Here is a 23358-nt window from a genome sequence, read left to right as displayed (position 1 = left end):
CAAGAGAATGCCTTCTGAGTTGTGCCAAGCGCACTGGGAAGGCATTTTTTTGGAAAATGAATGGAGGTGCGTTCATGTCCGCGCAGGTAGTGATATCCGAATATAATCCGCAGTGGGTAGCAGAGTACATACAAGAACAGGCCAAATTGATAGAGGCTCTCGGAGACGTGTGTGTCGGCGTAGAGCATATCGGTAGTACATCCGTTCCTGGTTTGGGAGCCAAGGCTATTATCGACATTATGGTTGGAGTAGAAGATTTGGCGATGATTCAATCCGAACAGCGAGAGCGTTTACTAGGTATTCAATATGAATATGTACATAAGCCTGATTTTCCAGAGCGAGCTTTCTTTCGCCGTGGAGAATGGGGAGCTGGGACCCATCATTTGCATATTTACAAGTATAAAGGAGAGCATTGGGAAAACCATCTATTGTTCAGAGATTACTTGAGAGCGCATCCTGAGAGCCTGGGAGCGTATGAGACTTTAAAAAAAGATTTGGCTCACCAATTCAATCATGACAGTGCAGCGTATACCGAAGCCAAGGGACCTTTCATTCGGCAGGTGGTTGAGCAAGCGAAGCTTGAAAGACAAAGTAGAGACAAATGAAATTTTAGTACGCGTGGACAAGGTGGAGGAATGATGAAGAATAGGATGCTTGATGCACAGGTAACGCCGAATGGTTTAAAAGACAGAATGATGCTGCTGTCAGCACTGGATATTATATTGTCTCCAGAAGATTGGTTGCGCACGTATCGTATGCAGTCTGAATGGTCTGGTGATGTGTGCCTAGGTGAGGTGAACAACGGCGCTGGAGATACGATTCATATGCTATGGACGCGTGGAGCTGTGCTATTAAAAGGTTTTGACCACGAATCCCCTGTAAGTCCTCATGCAAGAGACGAATATGAGATCTGGCCGGGCATGTATGACGGTGTACCTGATGATATGATGGGGCTTTTAGAAGATGAAGCGCTGGAGAAGGAGGACGTTACCTTTTGTATGTGGAGGGAAGCGGGAGATAAGGAGTGGCGTATGGGCAACGTGAACATTCCTGAGGAATATGACGATGGCTCATCCTTTTTGCTGGGGAAAATTATAGTTACACCGGAGGAATATCAGGATTGGGCTGAAAGTTACTATGAGCTGCCGATTTCTCTAGGGGTGGTAAGGCAGATTTTCAACGGCGTTCCGATCACTGCACAGATGATCTCTGCGCTTCATCCACAGCGTAACGTTAGGGAAGCGATAAAGGAGCTAAAACAGCTTGGCATTCAGGTGCATGAAAGCTAAGAATACAGATTTGTTTTTCTTGACAAGTTTTGTATATAATACAGGAGAAATGGCTGGGCTAATTACCTCGAATTAAAGGAGCTGTGTTGAAGATGTCCAAACGTTTGATTCCTTACATCACGATGGATGGAAATGCAAAAGAAGCAATCGAATTTTATGAAAAGGCATTGGATGCTCAACTGCTTTTTATTCAAACCTTTGGGGAAATGCCGGAAAACCCCGATTTTCCCATTCCCGCAGAGGTCAAGGAACGTGTGGGACATGCCACCCTTAAAGTGGGCGAAACAGAACTCATGTTTTCGGATACCTTTCCCGGATCGCCGTTTAGCAGCGGGAATCAGGTGAGTATCTGTATTACAACCGATAGTGTGGAGCAAGCTCAAAAAATGTTTGATGCTTTACAGCAAGGAGGGCAGGTGGGAATGCCTTTGCAGGCAACCCATTTTAGTCCAGCTTATGGGAATGTAACAGACAAGTTTGGTGTCACCTTTCAAATGTTCACAGAGGCTCGGTCTTAAGAAATGGAAAACGGCTCGGTCCGCTACTTTAGCGATCTGGCCGTTTTTTTGCGTGCATGTCCTCGTCTGAAAAATAAATATACATACATAAAACATGGGGAGTGTTCGGATCTCTTTTTTCATGTATCGCTCAATTCCTAAAATAATTGTTTTAATATTGTTGAAATGGAAACCAAAATATATTATATTAAATTGTTAATGCACCAACGGGTGGGAGGACAGTCCATGAACAAAGAAGAACAGGTCATAATGGGTTTCAGGGACTTATATAACAAGATGGTTTGGCTCAATAAGGACAAGATGGAAGACAGTCTTAAGGGTTATAAGCCTTCTGAAGTACATTGCATGGAATACATTGAAAAAAATGTAGATTCCAACGTGACAACACTTGCGGAGTCCCTTTATATGACTAGCGGTGCCATAAGTAAAATAACTAAGAAGCTCATAAAAAAAGGCCTTATCGAAAGCTACCAGAAGCCGGATAACAAGAAAGAAATTTATTTTAGGCTTACTGAGCAAGGGAAAGTAGTCTATAAAATCCATGAGGAACTGCACAAGGAGTTTCAAGAGCGGGATAAAGCCGTATTTGAGCAGGTAACCGAGGAGCAATTTGACAGTATGCTTAGCTTCTTGGAAAAGTATAGCAGGCATTTGGATGCAGAAATAAAGAAAAAGGATATAGATATCAAGTCGAAATAAATTTGAATAATGAAAATCAAACCACAGGCAGCCGGGTTCTATTGAGAACGGGCTGCATTTTTTTATTATTATTTTGTTTCCAGGGAAGAAAAAATGTGATACGATAATTTTGTTTCCTAGGAAGTAAAAACGCAACTTTTGAGGGGAGAATTTAAGTGTTCAAATTTAGATCACACCATAAACAGACCACAGAACAAACCGTAGATAAACACGCTTTAATATTCGGCCTTATCTCTGTGTTTCTTTGCGGAATAAGCTTCAGTATTATAATACCTGTCGTCCCATTCTTAGTGCAGCCTTATACAAGCAATCCGGGAGAACAAGCTATAGTTGTTACGCTGCTGACCTCTGCTTATGCATTCTGCGTGTTTTTTGCGGCTCCCGTACTTGGAGCTTTGAGCGACAAATATGGCCGTCGACCCTTGCTCTTAGTCTGCCTTTTGGGTTCCGCAATCGGGTACTTAGTTTTTGGTATAGGAGGAGCTGTATGGGTACTATTTGCTGGGCGTATCATAGAAGGTATAACAGGTGGGAGCATAAGCACGATCTTCGCCTATTTTGCAGACATCATTCCTCCAGAACAGAGAACTAAATACTTTGGATGGTTGAGTGCAGTTGTAGGTATCGGCACTGTCATTGGTCCAACTCTAGGTGGATTACTTTCCAAGTTTGGTTATTCTGTACCTATGTATTTTGGAGCAATAATCACTTTATTGAATGTTGTTTATGGATTCTTTTTTATGCCTGAGAGCCTTGACAAGAAACATAGACTGAAAGAGATTACCTTTGTAAGACTGAATCCATTTACACAGCTTGCAAACGTACTTTCCATGAAAAACGTGAAAAGGCTACTTGTCTCAGCGTTCTTACTTTGGATACCCAACGGATCTTTACAGGCAGTTTTCTCTCAATTTACAATGGATACCTTCAGTTGGAAGCCTGCACTAATCGGACTTATGTTTTCAATTATGGGTTTCCAAGACATCATTTCACAAGGTTTCATCATGCCAAAGCTTTTAAAAAAACTTAGTGATAAACAGATAGCCATTCTTGGAATGTTCTCCGAGATTATAGGCTACAGTCTTATTGCGCTATCTGCTTTGTTCTCATTCTATCCTCTTATTATCGCCGGAATGTTTATATTTGGTTTTGGTGATTCGATCTTTGGGCCCTCATTTAATGGGATGCTCTCCAAGTCTGTCGATTCTAGTGAACAAGGAAGGATTCAAGGTGGTAGTCAATCTATTCAGGCTTTGGCAAGAATGATTGGGCCTATCATTGGAGGTCAAATCTATGTATCACTTGGTCATGCCACACCCGCTTTTATGGGGATGATTCTTATAGCAGTGGCAATACCCGTTTTATATAAGAGAACGGATGTGAATATGTAAACTACCGCTCGAAGCTTTCCGTAATCACCTGCATAGCAGGTAGTTTTAAGAAAATAATAGGGTTTCAGAACTTAGGAACAAGTTCTGAAACCCTATTATTTTACAGTAACGCCTTGCTAAATTAATTTTACATATGTGTACTTAAACGCCAAAGTTAAAATCATCATCTGTCAGCGGCTCTACATTCATTGCCCGTACATAGCCGTTTCCTTTTTTAGAAAAGAAATCGTGCTGCTTGGTGTGGGTGCTGATGCCGTTGAATACAATGGGATTGACTTCTTCTTCTTCAAAAAGTGGGTCAAAGCCCAGGTTCATCATGGCCTTGTTGGCGTTGTAGCGCAAGAAGACTTTAACATCGTCTACAAGTCCAATAGGGGCATAAATTTGCTCGGTATATTGTTCTTCGTTATTGTGCAAGTAGCGCAGCAAGCCTACCAGCGTCTGGTAGAGGTCACGTTGTTCTTCCTCGTCCAGTTCTGCATAAATCTCCTGTGCCAGTACACCTACATAGACACCGTGAATACTTTCGTCACGCAGGATCAGGTCGATAATTTCCCCGCTGCATGTCAGCTTGCCTTGACCTGCCAGATAGAGAGGGTAGAAGAAGCCGCTATAAAACAAATAGCTTTCTAACAGTACCGACGCAGCCATCGCGAGATACAGGTCTTTCGGTGTATGGATGTTCATATAATACTGACGAATGGTTTCTGCTTTGGTCTGAAGATGCGGATTTTCTTCCACCCAGCGGAATACACCGTCAATTTCTTCCGTGGAAGCCAGGGTGGTAAAGATGCTACTGTACGACTTGGCATGAATTTGCTCCATCATCGCCATAAAGCTTAATACCGCTTTGCGTTGCAGTCCGTCTACATGCTCCATAATTTGCGGCATCCCCACACCGCCTTGAATGGTGTCTAGCAGAGTCAAGCCGCCCAGCACCTTCATGTAGGCTTCTTTTTCGATATCACTGAGGGTTACCCAGGACATTTTATCGTCAGACAGCGGAATTTCATCATCCGTCCAAAATTGCATAATATTCTGATTCCAGAACATCAGTGTGAAATCATCGTCCGAGCGGTTCCAGTTTACGGCTTGTATACCTGTCATTGTTAGCATTCTCCCTTCAGCTTGCGAGATTCCCTAGAAACACACGTAAGATGTTACCGGAGAGTCATCGTATGCTTGACATACGGAAGCTGTATCCGTGAGGGCTTTGTCCAATCCTGTAAAGGTCTGAACCACGCGCTGGATACAGCTTCTAATGCCAAGCATTCATATCTATTCAAAATCTAATTTTATTTTATAGCTTGTTACCATATATGCATTAGATGGAGCAAGTGAGGCACTCTTCCACAGACAGTTTTTTGGTACGTGTGTAGTATAACGATTTAAGTCCTTTATGTGCGGCATACAGATAGCAACGTGCTAACTGACGTGTAGTCACGTCACTGTTCACATGAAGTACAGTCGAAATTCCTTGGTCCACGTGAGGCTGGATTTCGGCAATCAGATCAAGCACTTTGAATTGGTCCATTTGATAAGCGGATTTGTAAAAGAATACATTATCCTTTTGCAAATACGGCATCGGATAGTAAGTCGTCGAATTCGCATAGGTACGAGTCTCGATTTGCTCAACAATTGGCATAACGCTGGACGTTGCATTTTGAATGTACGAAATGCTGGCAGTAGGAGCAATCGCCATACGATAAGCGTGATACAGACCGTTCTTTTTGACGTCTGCTTTTAGTTTGTCCCAATCCGCTTGAGTTGGAATATAAATGTCCTTGAACAGTTCTTGCACACGTGCCGTTGTTGGACGATAATCCGTGTTCAGATATCGGTCAAAATATAGACCTGTCGCATAATCTGATTCCTCAAATCCATAGAAGCTTTGTCCGGCTGCTTTTGCGATTTCCATGCTCTTTTCGATGGAATGATAGTTCATCGTCATGAAGAAGGTACGGACAAAATCCTTCGCTTCATTGCTTTCATACGCAATTTTGTTCTTGGCAAGGTAGCCGTGCAGATTCATGACACCCAGACCAACGGAATGCATTTCACGGTTCGCTTTTGCAACACCTGGGGCATTAGCTACTTGGGTCATATCGCTGACCGAGGTAAGAGCAATCATACCCTCATGAACGGACTCACGGATTTTGCCATGTTCCATCACATTTACAATGTTCAGGGAAGCCAGGTTACAGCTTACATCCCGGCGAATAATATCCTGTTGTCCATAATCTGTAATTTCGGAAGTTTCCTGCAACTGGAAGATTTCCGTACATAGGTTCGACATCTTGACTTGGCCCACGTTTTTAAGAGCATGCGCCTGATTTGCGTTACTTTTGTTCATAATATATGGATAGCCAGACTCCAACTGAATCATGGCAATTTTCGTCAGCATATCACGTGCGCTCATCGCTATTTTTTTCTTCACTCGATCGTCAGCGAGCAGCGTATCGTACATTTCATCCAGATCCATGTCGTCCAAATGTGTTCCATAAGCCTTGAACACACTATAAGGTGCAAATACATGCAGCGGTTCATTATCTTGTGCCAGCTTGTAAAAGCGGTTCGGCACCAGCAATCCGATCGAAAGTGTCTTGAGACGTACTCTTTCATCAGCATTGATTTTTTTACTATCCAGGAACTCCAGCACGTCCCATCCGAAAATGTTGTAATAGGCTGCACCAGAGCCTTTACGTTGACCCATTTGATCCGCGTAGGAGAAACCATCTTCCATCAGCTTCAGCACAGGCATAATGCCTTTTGCTGCGCCTTCTACACCTTTAATTGCCTCGCCGCGTGACCGCAGCTTCGACAGGTTAACCGCAACACCGCCGCCAATTTTGGACAATTGCATGCAAGTGTTCAATACATAGTTGATTGAGTTCAGAGAGTCATCCATTTCGAGCAAGAAGCAGGACACCAATTCCCCACGGCGGCTTTTGCCAGCGTTCAGGAAGGTTGGTGTAGCTGGCTGAAGACGTTGCTCCATCATTGAGCGGGACAACAGGCGCGCCGTATCGGCGTTGCCGCGTCCCAAATGCAGGGCGACAGCAGCCACCCGGTCAGGGTAGTGTTCCAGATAGACTTTACGGTCGTTACTCTTCATTGCATAATCAGTATAAAACTTGGATGCTGCCATATAGGAAGGGAATTTAAAATTATAGCTATGAGTGATATGGAAAATATCATTAATTTCATCAGCTGTATAGCTGTTATAGAAATTTTCGTAATAATCATTCTCAATCATATACAGCACTTGAGCAGCTGTGTCAGCAAACTTCAAACTCCGTTCTTGAACTTCCTTCATAAATTCTGCTACAGCCTCTTGGTCCTTTTCCAATTGGAAAAAGCCGTCTGTATCGCGTTTCATCAACATGTTGTTCAATTCAATATGCCGCAACTCGGCTCACCTCCTGTTTAAAACGCTCCACATCTCCGAACGTTCCAGATAATTCAAATTTGCTAATCACGGGGACATTATAATGGTCGGCAATCAAATCCGCACTTTTGGCAAATTTCTCACCCCAGTTACGGTTGCCGCTTGCAGCTACACCAACAAGGTTTTGTGCATTTTTTTTCAAAAATGAAGATACCCTCTCAGGTATCTGCCCAAACCCGGTTGTATATGTAATGAGTACGTAAGGTTCTTCTATAGTCATCTGCTCCTCAATCTGAACCGCCGGAAGCTTGAGCTTGTTTATAAATCTTTTTACATTGCCGGTCTTGGAATCATAAGCAATCAGCATGGTGTGCAACCTCCTTAACAATTAACGAAAAAAAGAAAACGGCATTGCCAAGAGACCCATCATAGCTGTAATCCCTTGCTGGCTGCGCCATTTAAGATTTTTGACTCTATATTTACATGTATTTTCATACCTTTATCTTCAAGATATCGGGCATAAATACGTTTTTTACACTATATTTAGAGTACATTTTCTATTTTATATCTATATATAGTTTTGTCAATCGGTCTAGAGAGGCTCAGAGGACCCAGATCGGGTGTAAGTCCAAGCAGGGTGCGGAAAAGAGCGAAAGAACTTTTTTTTCGTAAGTATGTTAAAAAAGTATTGGAGTTTTTTAAGCTGAGGATGTACGATTTGTCAATGGGCAATAGAATGGAAAATTTACATTTTACTGTAGAAAGGATGGAGCAAATGGGAAGTGGTTTTATGGCATTTCAACCGTTTAGTATTATCTTTTTTGTCGTGTTTGGACTCATTGCTTTTGTAATCATTATGGGAATTGTCAAATCGATAAGTGCAGGTCTTTCCAATCAAGCAGCCGAACAGGTCCAACGTTCTTGCAAGGTTGTGGATAAGCGAACGAGAGTGCGTGGGGGATCAGGCAATTTTTCAGCTTCGACCGATTACTATATCACCTTTGAATTTGACAGGGGGGAGCGTAAGGAGCTGGAGGTGAAGGATACGGACTTCGGAATGATTGTAATCGGGGATCGCGGGGAGGTTCATTATAAAGGTACACGGTTCCTGGAGTTTGTGAGATTAATGGGAGCGTAAAAGGGGACAGGGTGATAGAGTATTACCAGAACCAATACATAATAGGGAGGAAGCTGACGATGCCACATATCATTGGAGCACGAATTGTATTAAGAGAGTACCGTCAGGAGGATATACCTGATATCCGAAGATGGGTTAATGACCCGGCAATCACACATGGATTAAGCGACGTATTTATCTATCCGCATTCACAGGCTAATAGTGAATCTTTTGTACAGATGATGATTGACGGCAACTCTGAGATCAAGGGCTTTGTCATTGCACATAAAGATACACTGGACTATATTGGACAACTCGATTTATTCAAAATCAACTGGGTAAATCGGCACGCCACCCTTGGGATTGTAATCGGGCGCGACGGTGATCTGGGCAAAGGATATGGGCGGGAAGCGATACGATTGATACAAAAATTTGCATTTCATTCACTGAATCTGCATCGGCTGGAGCTGGAGGTCTATGCGTTCAATGAACGTGCATATCGTTGCTATCTGGCATGTGGCTTTAAGGAGGAAGGCCGACTACGAGAAAAGCTATTCAGGGAAGGACAGTACTATGACATCATTCAGATGGGGATGTTGCGAAGTGAATATGAGGCTGTAGAGCAAGCGAAGGAGCCCTGAAAGTGAGGCCACATAAGCTATTTTACTCCGTCAGCTTTCTTCAATTTTTTATGAGTGAAATCACGGGGACTACACTCATCCTATTTCTGTTAGCTAAAGGACTTTCTCTGCAAAGTGCAAACTTCTTGCTGGTTGTATTCTTTGTAAGTATTTTTCTGTTTGAAATACCAACAGGAGCTATTGCGGACAAGTATGGAAGAAAAATTTCTGTTGTCTTGGGGCTTTGTTGTTTTCTAGTTTACAGTGTGGTGTTCGTTTGGACAGATCATATCGGGCTGCTTGTGTTTGCACAAGTCTTTGGGGGTCTGGCAGTATGCTTGCAATCAGGCTCGTTGGAATCCTGGGTTGTGGAAAATAGTGATAAGCCGATGGAAGTTCTTTTTACAACCTCAAACAGTATACAGTACATTTCGGGATTTATTTGTGGTCTGTTGGGGGCCTTCCTCGCAACATTTAACTATTCACTTCCCTGGGCAGCCAGCATTGTCTCTATTATCTTATGTATTATTCTATGCTGCTTTTATATGAAAGAGAAGAATACTACCCATATAAAAGCATCTGCTACTCGTATTACAACGATTATCGGGGAAAGTGTCCGTATCGGTTTTGAAAATAAGTCGATCTGGATTGTGTTTGTTATTGGTTTATTTATCAGCTTTTCGAATTCGGCGGGGAATACATTTCAACAGCCACGTCTGGTCGGTCTTTCTGAACAAGGAATTTGGATTATGGGATTGATCAAGGCGGGCTATTCACTATGTATGACTTTGGGAAGCTATTTGGTTCGAAAGCTAGGCGCACGTTATAGTGATGTACATATACTCATGTATGCTTGCGGGATGATTGGGATATGGCTCATTTTAGCGGGTGCTTTCAACACGTTTTATCCTGTACTGCTCACCTTTTTAATCTATGAAATTGGGCGAGGGATGTACCCGGTTGCCAAACAAATTTTTCTGAACAAAAGAATCTCTAATGAGTATCGTTCAACACTGCTATCTCTGGATTCTGCCATTTCCCAACTAGGTATGTGTATAGGTTTAATCGTAACAGGAGTCGTAAGCCGTAATTTTACCAATCTTGCTTCAGATCAAACACCTATTCAGATATCTTGGGTGCTGTGTGGTGGGATTGCATTGATTCCAATCTTTTTGTTGCTTTATGTCCACCGGGTGTCCAGGAAAAATAATAGCTGGAAAGAAAAAGTAACAAAACAGAATGTTTAGTGTAAAAAGGGGCTGACAGGTCTTGACTGTCAGCCCTTATATACTCTTAGTAGCAATCAATCTCTACTTCTCCCCATACCATAGCTTCAGACGATTTTGAATCAGGCCAGTGAAGATTTCTTCAGCCTTTGGTACACCCGCCTGATCCAGCTCTTGGAGCATGCGGTCATACACGGCATCGAATTGATCTGGCTTGGCGAGTACGGCCTCAGGAATTCGTTTGCGTACAATGTCCTGCGACTTCTGATAAATAACATTGTAATTTGTATTGGTCGGAACAGGCATGTTGTAGGCAGCACCCCACTCTTTTACCGGAAAATCCTTTTCGTTCGGGAACAGGTCTTTCCATGTCCGAGCTTTATATGCCTGAAGGGATTCTTTTTCCGCTTGGCTATAATTTTCGGTAATCATCTCCGGATAATTGGTTGTGTAATAGTTGCCAGTAGGGTCCTTCACGCTATCGCCGTAATGTGGTCCCCATATCCAATACAAACCGATACCTGATTCTCTGCTAAAAGAAGCGTTATCTTTGTTTTTGCGTTCTTGCACAGCTGCAGGAATGACTCGTTTGCCGTTCTCTACATTGTAATGCTGGCCTTCGATTCCCCAATTACGTAAAATTTGCCCTTCATCGGAGGCCAGGAAGTCCAGAAACTTGATCGCTCGCACTGGATTTTTGCATGAAGTTGTAATGCCAATCCCAGACGCAGTATCGAAACCAATGGGCTGGAGGGAATGATCCTCGTATTGCTCATTTAAAGTGACCGGAAAGTGGGAATAGGTGTATTCATCCTTACCTGCTGCCTTGAGCGCATTTTCGGCATCCTGGTAGTTCCATTCCTGATCAATCAGTCCGATGACACGACCTGCGGCGATTTTGGATTTGTATTGATCACTTTTTTGTACAAAAGTATCCCTATCCAACAGACCTTCATTGTACATATGGTTTAACCAACGAAAATACTCTCGCTCCTCCGGGCGTTTGTAGTGAAGTATGGCTTTGTGTGTTTTAGGATCAATATAATATTCTCCATCGTCTGGTCCACCTGTAGCTGTAACTGCCGGGTTTGTCACAGTAATCTGCATTTTCCAGTCCTCGGCATCGAGTGATAAAGGGATGGTAGGCTGGCCATTGGTAGTAGGGTATTTGGCGACATAATCTTTAAGTGCTTTTTCAAAATCTTGAACGGTGCGAATTTTGGGGTATCCGAGTTTCTTAAGGGCTTGATGCTGGATTTCGAAGCCTGCTTGTGCATCAAACGCGATGTGATCTACGCCCAAATTGGTTGGGATGGTGTAAATGGCGGGATCTTCACTACTATATTTAATACGATTAAAATAATCTCCATACACTTTCTTAATGTTAGGACCGTATTTATCAATCAGGTCGGTTAAGTCAATGAGTGCTCCGGCATCGACCAGCTTTCCAATGTCTCCTTTGGGGTACACGAGATCAGGGTACTCTCCGCTAGCAGCCATTAAGGCAAACTTTTCCTCACCTCGACCGTTAACAGCATGTTCGGCATTTAGTGTAACACCCGTTTTCTTGATAATTTCCTGCCCGACAGCGTCCTTCATGTTATTCCAGTTGGAGCTTGAGTCACCGCCAAAGAACGTTAATGTAATGGGACTGGTGTCATCGGGGTCTTCCTTTTCTGCCGTACTGCCTTTGCTATTCGCGCAGCCCGTTGTAACGAGCAGCAGCAAAGCCAGAAGCAGGATGGAGCATTGTTGTACCGACCTGTTCGTGAACATCTGCAAATCCCCCTTAATAAGTATGATTTACACAATGTAAGTGCTTTCATTAGTAAATTGTAGGAAATAAAGAACCTTACGTCAAGTTATTTATGTTTATTTGTTATGTGTTTTGTTTTTTATTAAGCAAACATATTTAATGAAAGGTGTGGATTTGTGCAAATCCATCGTTTGATGATCTAAAACAAAGTATGCTACGATGGTACCAGTTTATAGGCATACCTGTATATTTAGAAGACTAAGGTAGAAAAAGATTTTGAATAGGGTTGGGTGAGGAGATGCGTGGAAAAGTAACATTGCAGGAAATTGCGGATGCGGCGGGTGTTTCAAAGTTCGCTGTTTCACGTGCACTGTCAGGCAAACCCGGTGTAAGTGAAGAGACGAGGGCGCTGCTGGTTAAGCTTGCTGCCCAGATGGGTTATTTTCGCAGTCATCCCAAAATGACCGGGGTAGAGCCTCGGGACACAGATGCCAGAGAATGGTCGGGTACCGTGCTGGTGTTATTTCCGAATATTCGACACCAGAATCGGGAGTCCAGGTACTGGGGACCTGTATTTGAAGGGATTTCCGAGCGTCTGAACCGCAAGGGATTGGATATGATCACGTTAACGGAGCCTTCAACTGATGATATGTTTTCTTTGCTGAACCCGGAGGGCATTAAAGGGATTATCACAGTAGGAACAATTTCAACTACGTTGTTGCTGAACATTTATCGAATGGGTATTCCAGTCGTCATGGTGGATCATTGGGACTCTGCATTTTTAAGTGATGCGGTGTTTACGGATAATCGCACATGCATGAATGAATTAATGAAGGATTTGCTGTGTAAGGGTTATGCCCACTTTCAGTTTGTGGGTCATATTGACGACGCTCACAGTTTCTATGAACGTTGGGAAGCTTTTCGGTCCGCACTGGAAATGAGCGGAGTAGAATTACGGCAGAACAAAGCCCTTATTTATGGGGGAGCGCAGGCACTTGCCGAGGAAATGGACAAGTTGCCCGAGGATGAGCTGCCAGAGGTTTTTGTTTGCGCTAATGACGTGACTGCTTCGCAAGTCGTGGAAGTGCTGAAAGGAAAGGGGATTGACGTTCCGAGGCGGTGCGGGGTGACTGGGTTTGACGATACGAATGATCAAATGCCGATCTATGCCACGGTGAGAGTGGATAAGGAACTGTTGGGGATGCGAGCGGTGGACCAGTTATTATGGCGCATCATGAATCCAAGCTCGCCTGTGGAAAAAAAGCTGCTGCACGCTGATCTACTCATACGGGAAGTTCACGCGCCACGGATCAGCCGGGAAAATGATGATCGTGATCGTTCCTTTAGCACAATTAAATATAGTTGATGTGCGGATATGTGGGATGAATTCGATCCGCAGTGAAGACGAGGGAAGTCGCTTTTAGCCTGTTTAGGGGTAGAGGGCGACTTTTATTTTGTGTTTTACCGGTTGTTCCAAAAAAACAATTGACTAACTTGTTAGCTTGATGTTATTTTTGTTATGTTAATGAGTGATCCAGATGTTCCCAATCATCCTTATAGGGAGGCTTGCGACGATGATTAATGTAATAGGATTGGATGGCTGGAGGTTTAGGGAAGCACAAACTGATGAGTGGCTCAGTGCGAAAGTGCCGGGTTGTGTGCATACCGATCTTTTGCAACATGGTAAAATTCCTGACCCTTTTATCGGTATGAACGAGATAGAGGTACAGTGGGTTGATAAGCAGGATTGGATATACGAAGCCTATTTTGAGATAGATGCAAATCAGCTTCAATGTCAATGTGTAGAGCTGGTGTTGGAAGGCCTGGACACATACGCAGATGTAAGAGTAAATGGTCAAGCTGTCTTATCGGCCAATAATATGTTTCGGGTATGGAGACAGGATGTGAAGGCATTTGTTCAGCAAGGGAAAAATCGGCTTGAAATCCATTTTCGCTCTCCGATTACGGAAGATGTGCCTAAGCTGGAAAGGTTGGGCTATGGACTTCCCGCACCGAATGATCAGTCCGAGATAGGTGGCTTGTCCGATAAAAAAGTAAGCGTTTTCGCTCGTAAGGCTCCCTATCACTATGGCTGGGATTGGGGACCAAGGCTGGTGACGAGCGGGATCTGGAGAGAGGTTCGGCTTGAAGCTTGGTCTGGTCTGACTATGAGAGACCTGTTTATTCGACAGGACGAAGTGAGTACGGAGAGGGCTGAACTCACGGCAGTAGTAGAGATTGAAAATGCAGATGAGATTAGAGATGTCGAGTTGTGTATTTCTGTTGACGGCGGGGTATGGTCCAAACCGGTTCGCCTGCGGAAGGGAAAGCAAACAGTGGAGCTGGGGCTGGTGATAAAGGAGCCGAAGCTGTGGTGGTGTCGTGGACTGGGAGAGCCGCATCAGTATACGTTTGTAGCCGAATTGAAGGAGCAGGCACAGGAAGCGGTGATTGCGGAAAAATCAGTGAAAACGGGACTGCGATCGATTCGTCTTGTACGTGAGCGGGATACGGCAGGCGAAAGCTTCTATTTTGAACTGAATGGAATCCCCGTGTTTGCTAAAGGAGCCAACCATATTCCGAATGACAGCTTTGCTGCCGAAGTTACGTTGGAACGATATCGGCATGAAATTGCCAGTGCAGCCGCCTCCAATATGAATATGTTGCGGGTGTGGGGTGGCGGTATTTATGAACAAGACGTATTTTATGACTTGTGTGATGAACACGGCTTGCTCGTGTGGCAAGATTTTATGTTCGCATGCAGCATGTATCCGGGGGATCAGGCTTTTTTGGACAATGTGACGCAGGAAGCCGAAGATAACATCAAGCGATTGCGCCATCATCCTTGCATTGCGTTATGGTGCGGCAATAATGAGATTGATTCTGCGTGGGCCCATTATGAAGAAAATGCGGGCTGGGGCTGGAAAAAGGCCTACACGCCTGAGCAACGGGAACGCCTATGGGATGATTATGAGACGCTCTTTCACCGGATTTTACCGGAGGCGGTAAATACCTGGGCTCCGCAGACGGCATATTGGCCCTCCTCACCGCTAATTGACCTGACCGGAGATCGAAACCAGCATGCTCATCCGTCCTCAACAGCAGGAGACATTCATTATTGGGGAGTATGGCATGCGTCTGAGCCGTTTGAGAATTATCACATACATGTGGGCCGTTTTATGAGTGAGTATGGTTTTCAGTCCTTTCCTGAATACAAGTCTGTTCGCACGTATGCGGAAGAGAAGGATTTGGAACTGGAATCTGCGGTGATGCTGGCACATCAAAAAAACGGTTCAGGCAATCGGTTGATTCAAGAATACATGGGACGGTACATGCGGCAGCCCAAGGATTTTACATGTTTTCTTCTCATGAGCCAAGTTTTACAGGCAGAGGCGATGAAAATGGCTATAGAGGCCCATCGTCGTCACAAGCCCTATTGCATGGGGACATTATACTGGCAGATGAATGACTGCTGGCCCGTTGCCTCTTGGTCGAGTATGGACTATTTTGGTCGTTGGAAGGCGCTTCAATATACAGCTAAACGCAGCTTTGCCGATGTGCTCTTGAGTGCAGTAGATACGGAACAGGGGAGTAAAGAACTGCATCTGGTTAACGATACGCTAGAGCCGATAGCAGGTACGCTGCGGCTGACGCTTTTGCATATCCGTGGCAGTCAGGCTATTCGTGATGAGAACGTTAAGGTAGAACAGCCGGCGGGCGGCGCAGGGATCGTACATATACTGCCTACCGACCAATGGCTGAATGGCCTGGATCGTACGGAGCATATGCTGGTCGCACGTCTGATACAAAACGGTGAACAGGTGGCCTCCAGCGAAATTTATTTTGCAGGCACGAAAGAGATGGATTTACCTCTGGCGAAAATTGAAGTGACAGAGATACAGGGAAGTGGGGGCAGTAGGTTCATGCTCTGTTCGGATACACTTGCTAGACATGTGTGGTTGACCGCAGAACAGGAGGGGATTTTCAGTGACAACCACCTGGATCTGGCGCCTGGTATTCCCAAAACGGTGGAATTTCTGACCTTGCGTAACGGTGCCTCCGCATTTGAGGCAGCTGCGCCAGGTGCATTGACGGTACAATCATTGGTCAATTGGATACAAGGGTAGAGGACGGTAAAAGCTTATCCGCCTTGAATACAGTAAGCATCTGTCTCCCGGGGACATGAGGTCAACTTCGGGAGAACAGATGTTTTTTTATCTTCATTTTATGCAGAGTGGAGCGCTTCCATTGAGCTTGAAGCCATTGTGGTGTACACTGTCCAGAACAGGTGTAAATTGGAACGTCAGGAAGGATGGACGGTTACAAGGAGGGAAAGTAACATATGTATGACCGTTTAAGATCGTTAAATTATCCAGTCAAACTTTATATTTTTATCGCACTGGCCTTATGCTCCGTAATCAGTACATTGTGGATCATTAACGTGCGATTGCCCTCAGGGGGCCGCCCTTATTTTTTTATTTGGTGGAATATGATGCTGGCCTGGATTCCTATGCTGCTGACGCTTTTGCTAGATGTCATTCATTGCTCGTGGAGACGGGGAACGAGGACATTTATGCTCTGGATCATAGGGGCTGGCTGGCTTTTCTTTTATCCCAATATACCCTATTTGATTACAGATTTGCTGCATGTATTCGCCAGATATCCATTTCTCGGGGAGCAGCGTTTTTGGGGCAATCCGTACTTTTGGAATCATGTATTAGGGATGCTGCTGGTAGCTGTGCTCGGCCTCACCATGGGGGTTGTATCGCTTGAATCCGTACGACAATTGGTGCAGCGTGCTCGAGGCGGGCTTGTCAGCTGGTTGTTTATGCTGGCGGTACTCCTGCTAAGTAGCCTGGGGATTTATATTGGTCGTTTCTTTCGAGGAAACACATGGGATATTGTGTCTGCGCCGTCCCAGTTGTACACACAAATATCTTCCATATGGGCAGACTCTTTGCAACGCACGCATTTCGTGGAGTTTAGCGGGATGGTATTCGTGATTATGCTCGTTAGCTATGTATCCACGATGTGCGTGGTCTGGATGGGGAACAGCCGCCGGGACGAATGGCATCGCTGGTGATTACGATGGGGCTGAGTGGCTAATTATCATCATAAGATAAAATGTAAAGGCAAAGGAGGAATAGCTACAATGAACGGACAGAACCGATCTGATATCCGCGCTGGTCTTCAGGTGGATATTGTGCTTAAAAAGGATCAGCCCACGGGTAAGCTGACGCGAGGAACGGTGAAGGATATTTTGACCAATTCCCCGCGTCATCCGCATGGAATCAAAGTACGTTTGGCAGACGGGCAGGTTGGACGTGTCAAACATATTGTAATGAAAGAAGGATAGAGCTGTAGGCTTAGGAGGGATGATGTATGAATCAGGCAACGGCATGGTCTAAAAATGATCGTTACCCGCTTGTTTTACTTGTACTGCTGGTGCTTGCTCTCATTTGGTCCTTGGTTCGTCCGGCGGATTATTTTACATGGGTACTGGAAGTTCTCCCAGCCGTTTTGGGAGTTGTACTGCTGGCGGCTATTTACCGTCGATTTCGGTTTACCAATCTGGTATACACCCTCATCTGGCTACATGCATTGATCCTGATTGTCGGCGGGCACTATACCTATGCTGAAATGCCGCTATTCAACTGGATTCGGGATACGTTTGGGCTGGAGCGCAATTATTATGATCGACTTGGGCATTTTGCGCAAGGTTTTGTGCCTGCACTCATTGTCAGGGAAGTGCTGCTACGTAAGACGACTTTGGGAAGCGGGAGCTGGCTCACTTTTCTAACGGTTAGTGTATGTCTTGCGATCAGTGCTGTGTACGAACTGATTGAGTTTGCCGTTGCCAAGGCAACCGGTACAGCGGCAGAGGCCTTTTTGGGAACACAGGGAGATATATGGGATACTCAATGGGATATGCTTCTTGCGTTCATCGGTGCCCTGACAGCGGTGATTTTGTTAAGCGGGGTACATAACAAGCTGCTTAAGCAGCTAAAGGTGTAGCAGAGTTTCTTGAAAGTCCAATATTTTTGAGGGCTATATTCGCGTCACAGGGTAGCTGTCGAGATGTAGGGTCGCTGCATCCATGTAGCTGTCCAGCAGCCGCTCAAAAATACGGTCCCATGTCTGCTCCAGACTGTATGCTCTACCGGTTCTGGACAGAAAGTCGCGAAGTGGGGCATCCTCGTACAACAGGAGTACAGCTTTGGCAAATGCAGCGGCGTCCCCAGCTGGACACAGTAGCCCTGTTTTCCCATCGATTATATTGTCTTTGACCCCGCCTTCATTCGCGCCAATCACGGGTGTGCCGCTGGCCATAGCCTCCAACACGACGTTACCAAAGGTTTCCGTAGTGGAGGGAAAGAGGAATACATCGGCTGCAGCGTAGAGTTCAGCTAATTCCGGTCCTTTTACAAAACCAAGCCAGTGAACTGCGTGCTCTGGCACCCCGATATCTGCTGCAGTTTTGTACTTAAACAATGGGCCATCTCCTGCAATGACCAGTACTGAGGCTGCGCGGACGTCGTCGGGTAACTGGAGATAGGAATCCAGTAACGTGTCTATCCCCTTTTCCGGTGCAAGTCTGCCCACATATAAAATCACAAATGCGTCTGCACGAACACCCCATTTTTCCCATATCGCTTCGCGATTCACTGTGGGCTGGAAGCGGTCGGTATCAATTCCTCTACCCCAGATTTCGAGCTGTCCCATTCCTTTATTGCGTAACAATTCCATGGTTGACCGAGAGGGGACATATACCCTTTCACAATGTCTGTGAAACCAGAGCATGTATTTCCATAATGCAGGTTCAAGCCAGCGAAGCTTGTAGTATTCGAGGTATTTATCAAAGTGGGTGTGATAGGAGGCGACGAGTGGAATATGGTGTTTGGCAGCGTAGCTTGTTCCATACAAGCCAAGGTTAAACGGAGTAGCGACATGAATTAGATGCGGGGAAAAGGCTGACAGGCGCTCGTTGATTTGTTTGGCATTAGGGATCGCAAGTCTGCATTCCCGGTACAATAAAAAGGGAATACTTCGAAATCGCTCCACGCCCGGCCCCGAGGACAGATGATGATCTGCCTCCGGTGCGAAGACAAGCGTAGATACCCCATGTGTCTCCAAATAGCCAATCCATCGTTCCAGTGTCAGAGCAGCGCCATTGACATCAGGCGTATACGTGTCAGTAAATAATGCGACTCGAAGCATGCCTTCATTCCTCCTCCGCCATTCTCATTTATCCTATGATGTTCCAGGGGAGTCCGCTTGGAGGCTCCGGCTTTTATTGTGTCATGATTTTGTTTACGGGCTTGCTGGGTTTTGTAAAAGATGGCCTGCGGACAGGCGCTCTTCTCAGATTTTACTAATCCATGGCACGATAAGTTTCTCTTGTGAGGTTGATGCATATAGGTTAATTCTGTTGATATGTATCCTAGTAGGAGCTGTACATTTCATAAATATTCCTGATCTCCGATGGTTTTGGGTAATAATAAAACATGGACTTTGTCTTGAAATTTCATTATAGTAATTCGGTATGAATAAATTTGAAGGGTAAGCAGGAGGGATGGCTGTGGCTTTTGGAGCACGGGTGTTAAAAACGGGAATCGCAGTGACGCTCGCCCTTTTTCTGAGCACGCTTTTGAACACCCATTCGCCTGTGGGGGCAGCGATAGCCGCTATTTTTGCCATGCAACCGTCGATATATAGGTCGTGGCGTTATTTTCTGGATCAACTCCAAACAAGCACATTAGGTGCAATCATGGCGTTGCTGGGCGGAATGGTATTTTCGAATGAGCCGATTGCGGTCGGACTGGTATGTGTATTGGTACTTATGATATGTCTGAAAATAAACATGGCTGATACGGTTGGATTGACACTTGTGACCGTTGTTTCTGTCATGGAAGCTTCAGGAGACTGGAAATTTGCAGTAACCCGCTTTGCGCTGACTCTGATCGGGATTGTGTCTGCTTTTGTCATCAACATTACCGTTTTTCCTCCCAAACCGAAAAGGCAGTTTATCAATCAGATTCAAAATGTATTTAACAGCATGTCCTTGCTGCTGCGAACTGCCATTTCCGATGAGATTAAGGAGTCTGTCTTTAGAGAGGAAAAAGGAAATTTGGAGGGAGCTATTAAATCACTCTCGGATAAATATCATTTGTTCGAAGAGGAGCAGAAAAAGCTCAAGCGCACCAAGTTCAGTCAGACGAGACAAATGGTCGTATACAAACAAATGCTCGAAAGTTTGCACAAAGGTTACGAGGTCTTGGATGCGGTGGAAAGGCACTACTTCCAATCTTTACGTCCAGAGGGAACAGATGCGTTTTTTGACGACCATCTGGAGCGGCTGATTCGTTTCCACGAGCACGCTCTGCTGAAATTCGAAAATAAACTGAAACCAAATGAGGATGAAAGTGAATTGTTCCAGCAGGCTAACGGTGATTTTATGAAGCATGCAATTACACGTTTTGACCATTGTCAGGAGGGAATGCTACGGCTTTCCATCGTAGCTGCGACGATGTACGACTATGGTCATCAACTGGAGCGATTGAGCAGACTGGCCGACCATATTCATCCTGTGGAAGAGAGCCGATAGGCGATTTCGGAAAAAAGAAAAGGCGACCGTATTCATCAATCAGATGGACGGTCGCTTTTTTATGTAATGAATTTAATAAAGTAGGAACAGCCTAATGGAAGGTTGCCAGAAAGCACAAAAAAAGCCCACTGGTTGCGAACAGGGACTGAACTTGCTACAATAGAGGATGCTATGTTTTACATAGTAAAACCGTATTGCATAAGTTGTTAACACATTACTTGTTACATTATAGCATGCTTCAAAGGAATAGTCAATTTTCCCGGATCAGGGGGATGCGATGAGTATGCCCGGGTCCATAATAGAGCATAGTTTGTACGCAAGGGAGCCCTGCGCGGAGCAGGAGGAAACGGAACAGGAGCGATGTCAGTGACTACTGAGCAGCAATGGAATGAGGAACAACAAAGAGTAGAAGATGTGACCGCAGTCATTAGCGGGCGTATTCGGAAGCTGGAGACAGAGGTTGGTTCTGTGCGAGGCGATGTCGTCGATATGCGTAAAGACTTCTGGGATGAGGTAACGATCAATTTCAGTGAGGCGGATGATGTGGGAGAGACGTCCACCAGTTTGCGTCAGCAGTCTGAGATTTTGTCTGAGCGGGAACGAAGACACAAGCATTCCACTGAGGCGTTAGGTCGTTTGAAAAAGTTGCTTGACTCACCTTATTTTGCACGTATTGATTTTGCTGAGGAAGGGCAGACTGCGGAGCGTATTTATCTGGGGATTGCCTCCCTGCTGGATAACCAGGATGAGGAATTTCTGATCTACGACTGGCGCGCACCTATTTCGAATCTTTATTACGATAACATGCCAGGTCCCGCTTCTTATAAGACCCCAGCAGGAGAGATGGAAGGAGAACTGACGCTCAAACGCCAATTCTCGATCCGTGACGGACAGATCCGCTTTATGTTCGATACCGGCGTCACCATTGGAGACGAACTCCTTCAAGCCGTATTAAGCCGGAGCTCGGATGCTCAAATGAAAAGCATTGTCGCCACCATTCAAAAGGAGCAGAATCGCATCATTCGTGATGATCGAAGCCGGATGCTGATAGTTCAGGGAGCGGCAGGAAGCGGCAAAACCTCCGCTGCGCTTCAGAGAGTAGCATATTTGCTATACAAGTATCGGGATCACTTGCGAGCAGATCAGGTCGTGTTATTCTCGCCAAACCCCATGTTCAACAGTTATGTTTCGACAGTATTGCCTGAATTGGGTGAGGAAAATATGCTTCAGGCCACATTTCAGGAATATTTGGAACGGCGTTTGGGCCGGGAGTTTCAGCTAGAAGATCCTTTTGAGCAGCTGGAATATGTGCTATCAGCGTCGTCACAGCCTGGGTATGAGGCTAGGATGGAAGGTATCCGCTTTAAGTCATCCAAGACGTTCTTACATGTTATTACAGGCTACAAAGCGCACCTGGAACAAAAGGGAATGCGTTTTAAACCGGTTCGTTTTCAGGGACGTGAGGTGATTTCAGTAGAGCAATTGGCAAGCAAGTTTTATGGATTTGACTCGGCTGTGCGGCTGGCGAACAGATTGGAGCTGCTGCGTGATTGGATGCTCAAAGAACTGGCTCGCTTTGGTAAGGAAGAATGCTCCGCTCCTTGGGTGGACCAGCAGATGGATCTGATGGAGCCGGAGGATTATCAGCGTGCATATAACCGCATGCGCCGGAAATCCAAGAATAAAGGCGATACCTTCGACGACTTTACGCGTGAAAGAGAAATATTGGCGCGTATGGTGGTCAGTGATCGCTTAAAGCCCCTGCGCAAGTGGATTAAGGCACTTCGCTTCGTGGATACAACCCGTCTATACAGCGAGCTGTTTATGAACGAGACGTTATTAAGCGAACTGTCGAATCATGCAGAGCTGCCCGTCAACTGGAGTGAAATTAGTCGGCAAACTCTGAAACGCATTCAGGCTGGAGAACTAGCGTATGAGGATGTGACGCCCTTTTTATATTTGCGTGAGCTGATGCTGGGCTTCCGCTCCAATAGCAACATCCGTCATGTGTTTATTGATGAGGCACAGGACTATTCACCATTCCAGCTGGCGTTCTTCAAACGATTATTTCCACAGGCTAAAATGACAGCACTGGGCGATTTTAATCAGGCTATCTATGCCCATGCTTCGGTGCTTCAGGATGCAGAACCATTGTATGACCTGTATGGAGCAGAACAGACTGAGATGATTTCCCTGACACGCAGCTATCGTTCCACACAGGAGATTGTAGAGTTTACCCGGGGGATGGTAGCAGGAGGGGAGCATATTGTTCCGTTTAACCGTAAGGGTGAGAAGCCTCTGGTAACCGAGGTGAACTCGCGTGAAAAGCTGCATCAACTGATAACTGAGAATGTTACAAAATTGCTGGCAGAGGGTTATGAATCCATAGCGGTGATCTGTAAAAATGCTGATGAAAGCGCGGCAGCCTACGAAGCACTAGAAGGACAACTGCCAGTAAAGCCAAAATTAATTAAGAAAACAACTCCCGCTTTTGAAAAGGGGATTCATATTATTCCGGCCTATCTGGCGAAAGGCGTGGAGTTTGATGCGGTTCTCATTTATGACGGATCGGCCCAAGAATACCAGCGTGAGAGTGAGCGTAAATTGTTCTACACGGCCTGTACGCGAGCGATGCATTTGCTGCATATCTATAGCATAGGGGAGATTACGCCATTCGTGAGTTCGCAGGAATCGGAGACGTATATCCGTAAAGTGAAATAAAGTGACCAGGTTCTTTAGGGGCGGCTGG

The 23358-nt window shown here is 45.3% G+C and carries 20 protein-coding genes; 15 read left to right on the top strand and 5 right to left on the bottom strand.

Translation table 11 applies throughout. The features are described 5' to 3' along the window. Positions 1-74 precede the first annotated feature (74 nt). The 5 genes from ACXHJ1_RS22680 (at position 75) to ACXHJ1_RS22660 (ending at position 3897) form a co-directional block, all read left to right on the top strand. Positions 75-605, top strand: a complete 531-nt coding sequence (locus ACXHJ1_RS22680; protein ID WP_457905256.1) for a GrpB family protein — start codon at positions 75-77, stop codon at positions 603-605. 30 nt (positions 606-635) lie between these two features. Beyond that, the gene (locus tag ACXHJ1_RS22675) at positions 636-1289 is read left to right on the top strand and encodes a hypothetical protein (protein ID WP_457905255.1); all 654 of its coding nucleotides are present in this window, start codon (positions 636-638) and stop codon (positions 1287-1289) included. A gap of 92 nt (positions 1290-1381) precedes the next feature. Further along, positions 1382-1807: a VOC family protein gene (locus ACXHJ1_RS22670; RefSeq protein WP_019686939.1), complete on the top strand. Its 426-nt coding sequence runs from the start codon at positions 1382-1384 to the stop codon at positions 1805-1807. 225 nt (positions 1808-2032) lie between these two features. Beyond that, positions 2033-2506, top strand: a complete 474-nt coding sequence (locus ACXHJ1_RS22665) for a MarR family transcriptional regulator (protein ID WP_016819178.1) — start codon at positions 2033-2035, stop codon at positions 2504-2506. A gap of 155 nt (positions 2507-2661) precedes the next feature. After that, positions 2662-3897 (top strand): MFS transporter, encoded by a 1236-nt coding sequence (locus ACXHJ1_RS22660; RefSeq protein ID WP_457905254.1) that lies wholly within the window; start codon positions 2662-2664, stop codon positions 3895-3897. Between the two features lie 141 nt (positions 3898-4038). Here the strand turns inward: ACXHJ1_RS22660 and nrdF are convergent, their stop codons facing one another. From nrdF to nrdI, 3 genes are all read right to left on the bottom strand, one after another. After that, entirely contained in the window at positions 4039-5004 is a 966-nt protein-coding gene (gene nrdF / locus ACXHJ1_RS22655) for a class 1b ribonucleoside-diphosphate reductase subunit beta (RefSeq protein WP_013370558.1), read from the bottom strand. Positions 5005-5221: 217 nt separating this feature from the next. After that, positions 5222-7306, bottom strand: coding sequence for a class 1b ribonucleoside-diphosphate reductase subunit alpha (nrdE, locus tag ACXHJ1_RS22650; RefSeq protein ID WP_017425799.1), 2085 nt, complete (start codon positions 7304-7306; stop codon positions 5222-5224). Further along, the gene (gene nrdI / locus ACXHJ1_RS22645) at positions 7293-7652 is read right to left on the bottom strand and encodes a class Ib ribonucleoside-diphosphate reductase assembly flavoprotein NrdI (protein WP_016819181.1); all 360 of its coding nucleotides are present in this window, start codon (positions 7650-7652) and stop codon (positions 7293-7295) included. Before nrdI ends, nrdE begins: the two co-directional genes overlap by 14 nt. Positions 7653-8060: 408 nt before the next feature. On the opposite strand from nrdI, the gene ACXHJ1_RS22640 reads away from it, so the two are divergent. Genes ACXHJ1_RS22640 through ACXHJ1_RS22630 form a run of 3 tightly spaced genes read left to right on the top strand, consistent with a single transcriptional unit; the run spans position 8061 to position 10269 of the window. Beyond that, positions 8061-8423 (top strand): DUF2500 domain-containing protein, encoded by a 363-nt coding sequence (locus tag ACXHJ1_RS22640; RefSeq protein ID WP_025364603.1) that lies wholly within the window; start codon positions 8061-8063, stop codon positions 8421-8423. Positions 8424-8482: 59 nt separating this feature from the next. Beyond that, positions 8483-9043, top strand: coding sequence for a GNAT family N-acetyltransferase (locus tag ACXHJ1_RS22635; protein ID WP_025364604.1), 561 nt, complete (start codon positions 8483-8485; stop codon positions 9041-9043). Between the two features lie 2 nt (positions 9044-9045). Beyond that, entirely contained in the window at positions 9046-10269 is a 1224-nt protein-coding gene (locus tag ACXHJ1_RS22630; protein WP_457905253.1) for an MFS transporter, read from the top strand. A gap of 63 nt (positions 10270-10332) precedes the next feature. On the opposite strand, the gene ACXHJ1_RS22625 is transcribed toward ACXHJ1_RS22630, so the two are convergent. Further along, on the bottom strand, positions 10333-12024 hold the full coding sequence (locus tag ACXHJ1_RS22625) for an ABC transporter substrate-binding protein (protein WP_016819185.1): 1692 nt from the start codon (positions 12022-12024) through the stop codon (positions 10333-10335). 278 nt (positions 12025-12302) lie between these two features. Between ACXHJ1_RS22625 and ACXHJ1_RS22620 the strand changes: the two genes are divergently transcribed. The 5 genes from ACXHJ1_RS22620 to ACXHJ1_RS22600 all read left to right on the top strand — a co-directional run bounded on the left by ACXHJ1_RS22620 (position 12303) and on the right by ACXHJ1_RS22600 (position 18019). After that, positions 12303-13370, top strand: coding sequence for a LacI family DNA-binding transcriptional regulator (locus tag ACXHJ1_RS22620; RefSeq protein WP_457905252.1), 1068 nt, complete (start codon positions 12303-12305; stop codon positions 13368-13370). A 208-nt stretch (positions 13371-13578) separates the two neighbouring features. Continuing rightward, the gene (locus ACXHJ1_RS22615) at positions 13579-16131 is read left to right on the top strand and encodes a beta-mannosidase (RefSeq protein WP_457905251.1); all 2553 of its coding nucleotides are present in this window, start codon (positions 13579-13581) and stop codon (positions 16129-16131) included. A gap of 215 nt (positions 16132-16346) precedes the next feature. After that, the gene (locus ACXHJ1_RS22610; protein WP_107734285.1) at positions 16347-17087 is read left to right on the top strand and encodes a DUF1361 domain-containing protein; all 741 of its coding nucleotides are present in this window, start codon (positions 16347-16349) and stop codon (positions 17085-17087) included. Positions 17088-17156: 69 nt separating this feature from the next. Beyond that, complete coding sequence (locus tag ACXHJ1_RS22605) at positions 17157-17360, top strand: YwbE family protein (RefSeq protein WP_016819189.1); 204 nt, start codon at positions 17157-17159, stop codon at positions 17358-17360. 26 nt (positions 17361-17386) lie between these two features. Continuing rightward, on the top strand, positions 17387-18019 hold the full coding sequence (locus tag ACXHJ1_RS22600) for a DUF2238 domain-containing protein (RefSeq protein ID WP_457905250.1): 633 nt from the start codon (positions 17387-17389) through the stop codon (positions 18017-18019). Between the two features lie 33 nt (positions 18020-18052). On the opposite strand, the gene ACXHJ1_RS22595 is transcribed toward ACXHJ1_RS22600, so the two are convergent. Next, on the bottom strand, positions 18053-19222 hold the full coding sequence (locus ACXHJ1_RS22595) for a glycosyltransferase family 4 protein (RefSeq protein ID WP_457905249.1): 1170 nt from the start codon (positions 19220-19222) through the stop codon (positions 18053-18055). A gap of 355 nt (positions 19223-19577) precedes the next feature. Between ACXHJ1_RS22595 and ACXHJ1_RS22590 the strand changes: the two genes are divergently transcribed. Both ACXHJ1_RS22590 and helD read left to right on the top strand, forming a co-directional pair. Next, on the top strand, positions 19578-20609 hold the full coding sequence (locus tag ACXHJ1_RS22590) for an FUSC family protein (RefSeq protein ID WP_031463284.1): 1032 nt from the start codon (positions 19578-19580) through the stop codon (positions 20607-20609). A 360-nt stretch (positions 20610-20969) separates the two neighbouring features. Then, positions 20970-23330 (top strand): RNA polymerase recycling motor HelD, encoded by a 2361-nt coding sequence (gene helD / locus ACXHJ1_RS22585; protein ID WP_457905248.1) that lies wholly within the window; start codon positions 20970-20972, stop codon positions 23328-23330. Positions 23331-23358 lie beyond the last annotated feature (28 nt).

Source organism: Paenibacillus sp. ALE2, from assembly GCF_054113385.1.
Note: the sequence above shows the minus strand (reverse complement) of the source record. Positions and strands in the feature narration are given on the sequence as shown.

Coding starts and splice junctions, on each gene's coding strand:
- ACXHJ1_RS22665 (WP_016819178.1), top strand. CDS start 2,033: ATGAACAAAGAAGAACAGGTCATAATGGGTTTCAGGGACTTATATAAC.
- ACXHJ1_RS22625 (WP_016819185.1), bottom strand. CDS start 12,024: ATGTTCACGAACAGGTCGGTACAACAATGCTCCATCCTGCTTCTGGCT.
- ACXHJ1_RS22620 (WP_457905252.1), top strand. CDS start 12,303: ATGCGTGGAAAAGTAACATTGCAGGAAATTGCGGATGCGGCGGGTGTT.
- ACXHJ1_RS22615 (WP_457905251.1), top strand. CDS start 13,579: ATGATTAATGTAATAGGATTGGATGGCTGGAGGTTTAGGGAAGCACAA.
- ACXHJ1_RS22590 (WP_031463284.1), top strand. CDS start 19,578: ATGGCTGTGGCTTTTGGAGCACGGGTGTTAAAAACGGGAATCGCAGTG.
- ACXHJ1_RS22605 (WP_016819189.1), top strand. CDS start 17,157: ATGAACGGACAGAACCGATCTGATATCCGCGCTGGTCTTCAGGTGGAT.
- ACXHJ1_RS22670 (WP_019686939.1), top strand. CDS start 1,382: ATGTCCAAACGTTTGATTCCTTACATCACGATGGATGGAAATGCAAAA.
- ACXHJ1_RS22680 (WP_457905256.1), top strand. CDS start 75: ATGTCCGCGCAGGTAGTGATATCCGAATATAATCCGCAGTGGGTAGCA.
- nrdF (WP_013370558.1), bottom strand. CDS start 5,004: ATGACAGGTATACAAGCCGTAAACTGGAACCGCTCGGACGATGATTTC.
- ACXHJ1_RS22600 (WP_457905250.1), top strand. CDS start 17,387: ATGAATCAGGCAACGGCATGGTCTAAAAATGATCGTTACCCGCTTGTT.
- nrdI (WP_016819181.1), bottom strand. CDS start 7,652: ATGCTGATTGCTTATGATTCCAAGACCGGCAATGTAAAAAGATTTATA.
- ACXHJ1_RS22595 (WP_457905249.1), bottom strand. CDS start 19,222: ATGCTTCGAGTCGCATTATTTACTGACACGTATACGCCTGATGTCAAT.
- ACXHJ1_RS22675 (WP_457905255.1), top strand. CDS start 636: ATGATGAAGAATAGGATGCTTGATGCACAGGTAACGCCGAATGGTTTA.
- ACXHJ1_RS22610 (WP_107734285.1), top strand. CDS start 16,347: ATGTATGACCGTTTAAGATCGTTAAATTATCCAGTCAAACTTTATATT.
- helD (WP_457905248.1), top strand. CDS start 20,970: ATGTCAGTGACTACTGAGCAGCAATGGAATGAGGAACAACAAAGAGTA.
- ACXHJ1_RS22635 (WP_025364604.1), top strand. CDS start 8,483: ATGCCACATATCATTGGAGCACGAATTGTATTAAGAGAGTACCGTCAG.
- ACXHJ1_RS22640 (WP_025364603.1), top strand. CDS start 8,061: ATGGGAAGTGGTTTTATGGCATTTCAACCGTTTAGTATTATCTTTTTT.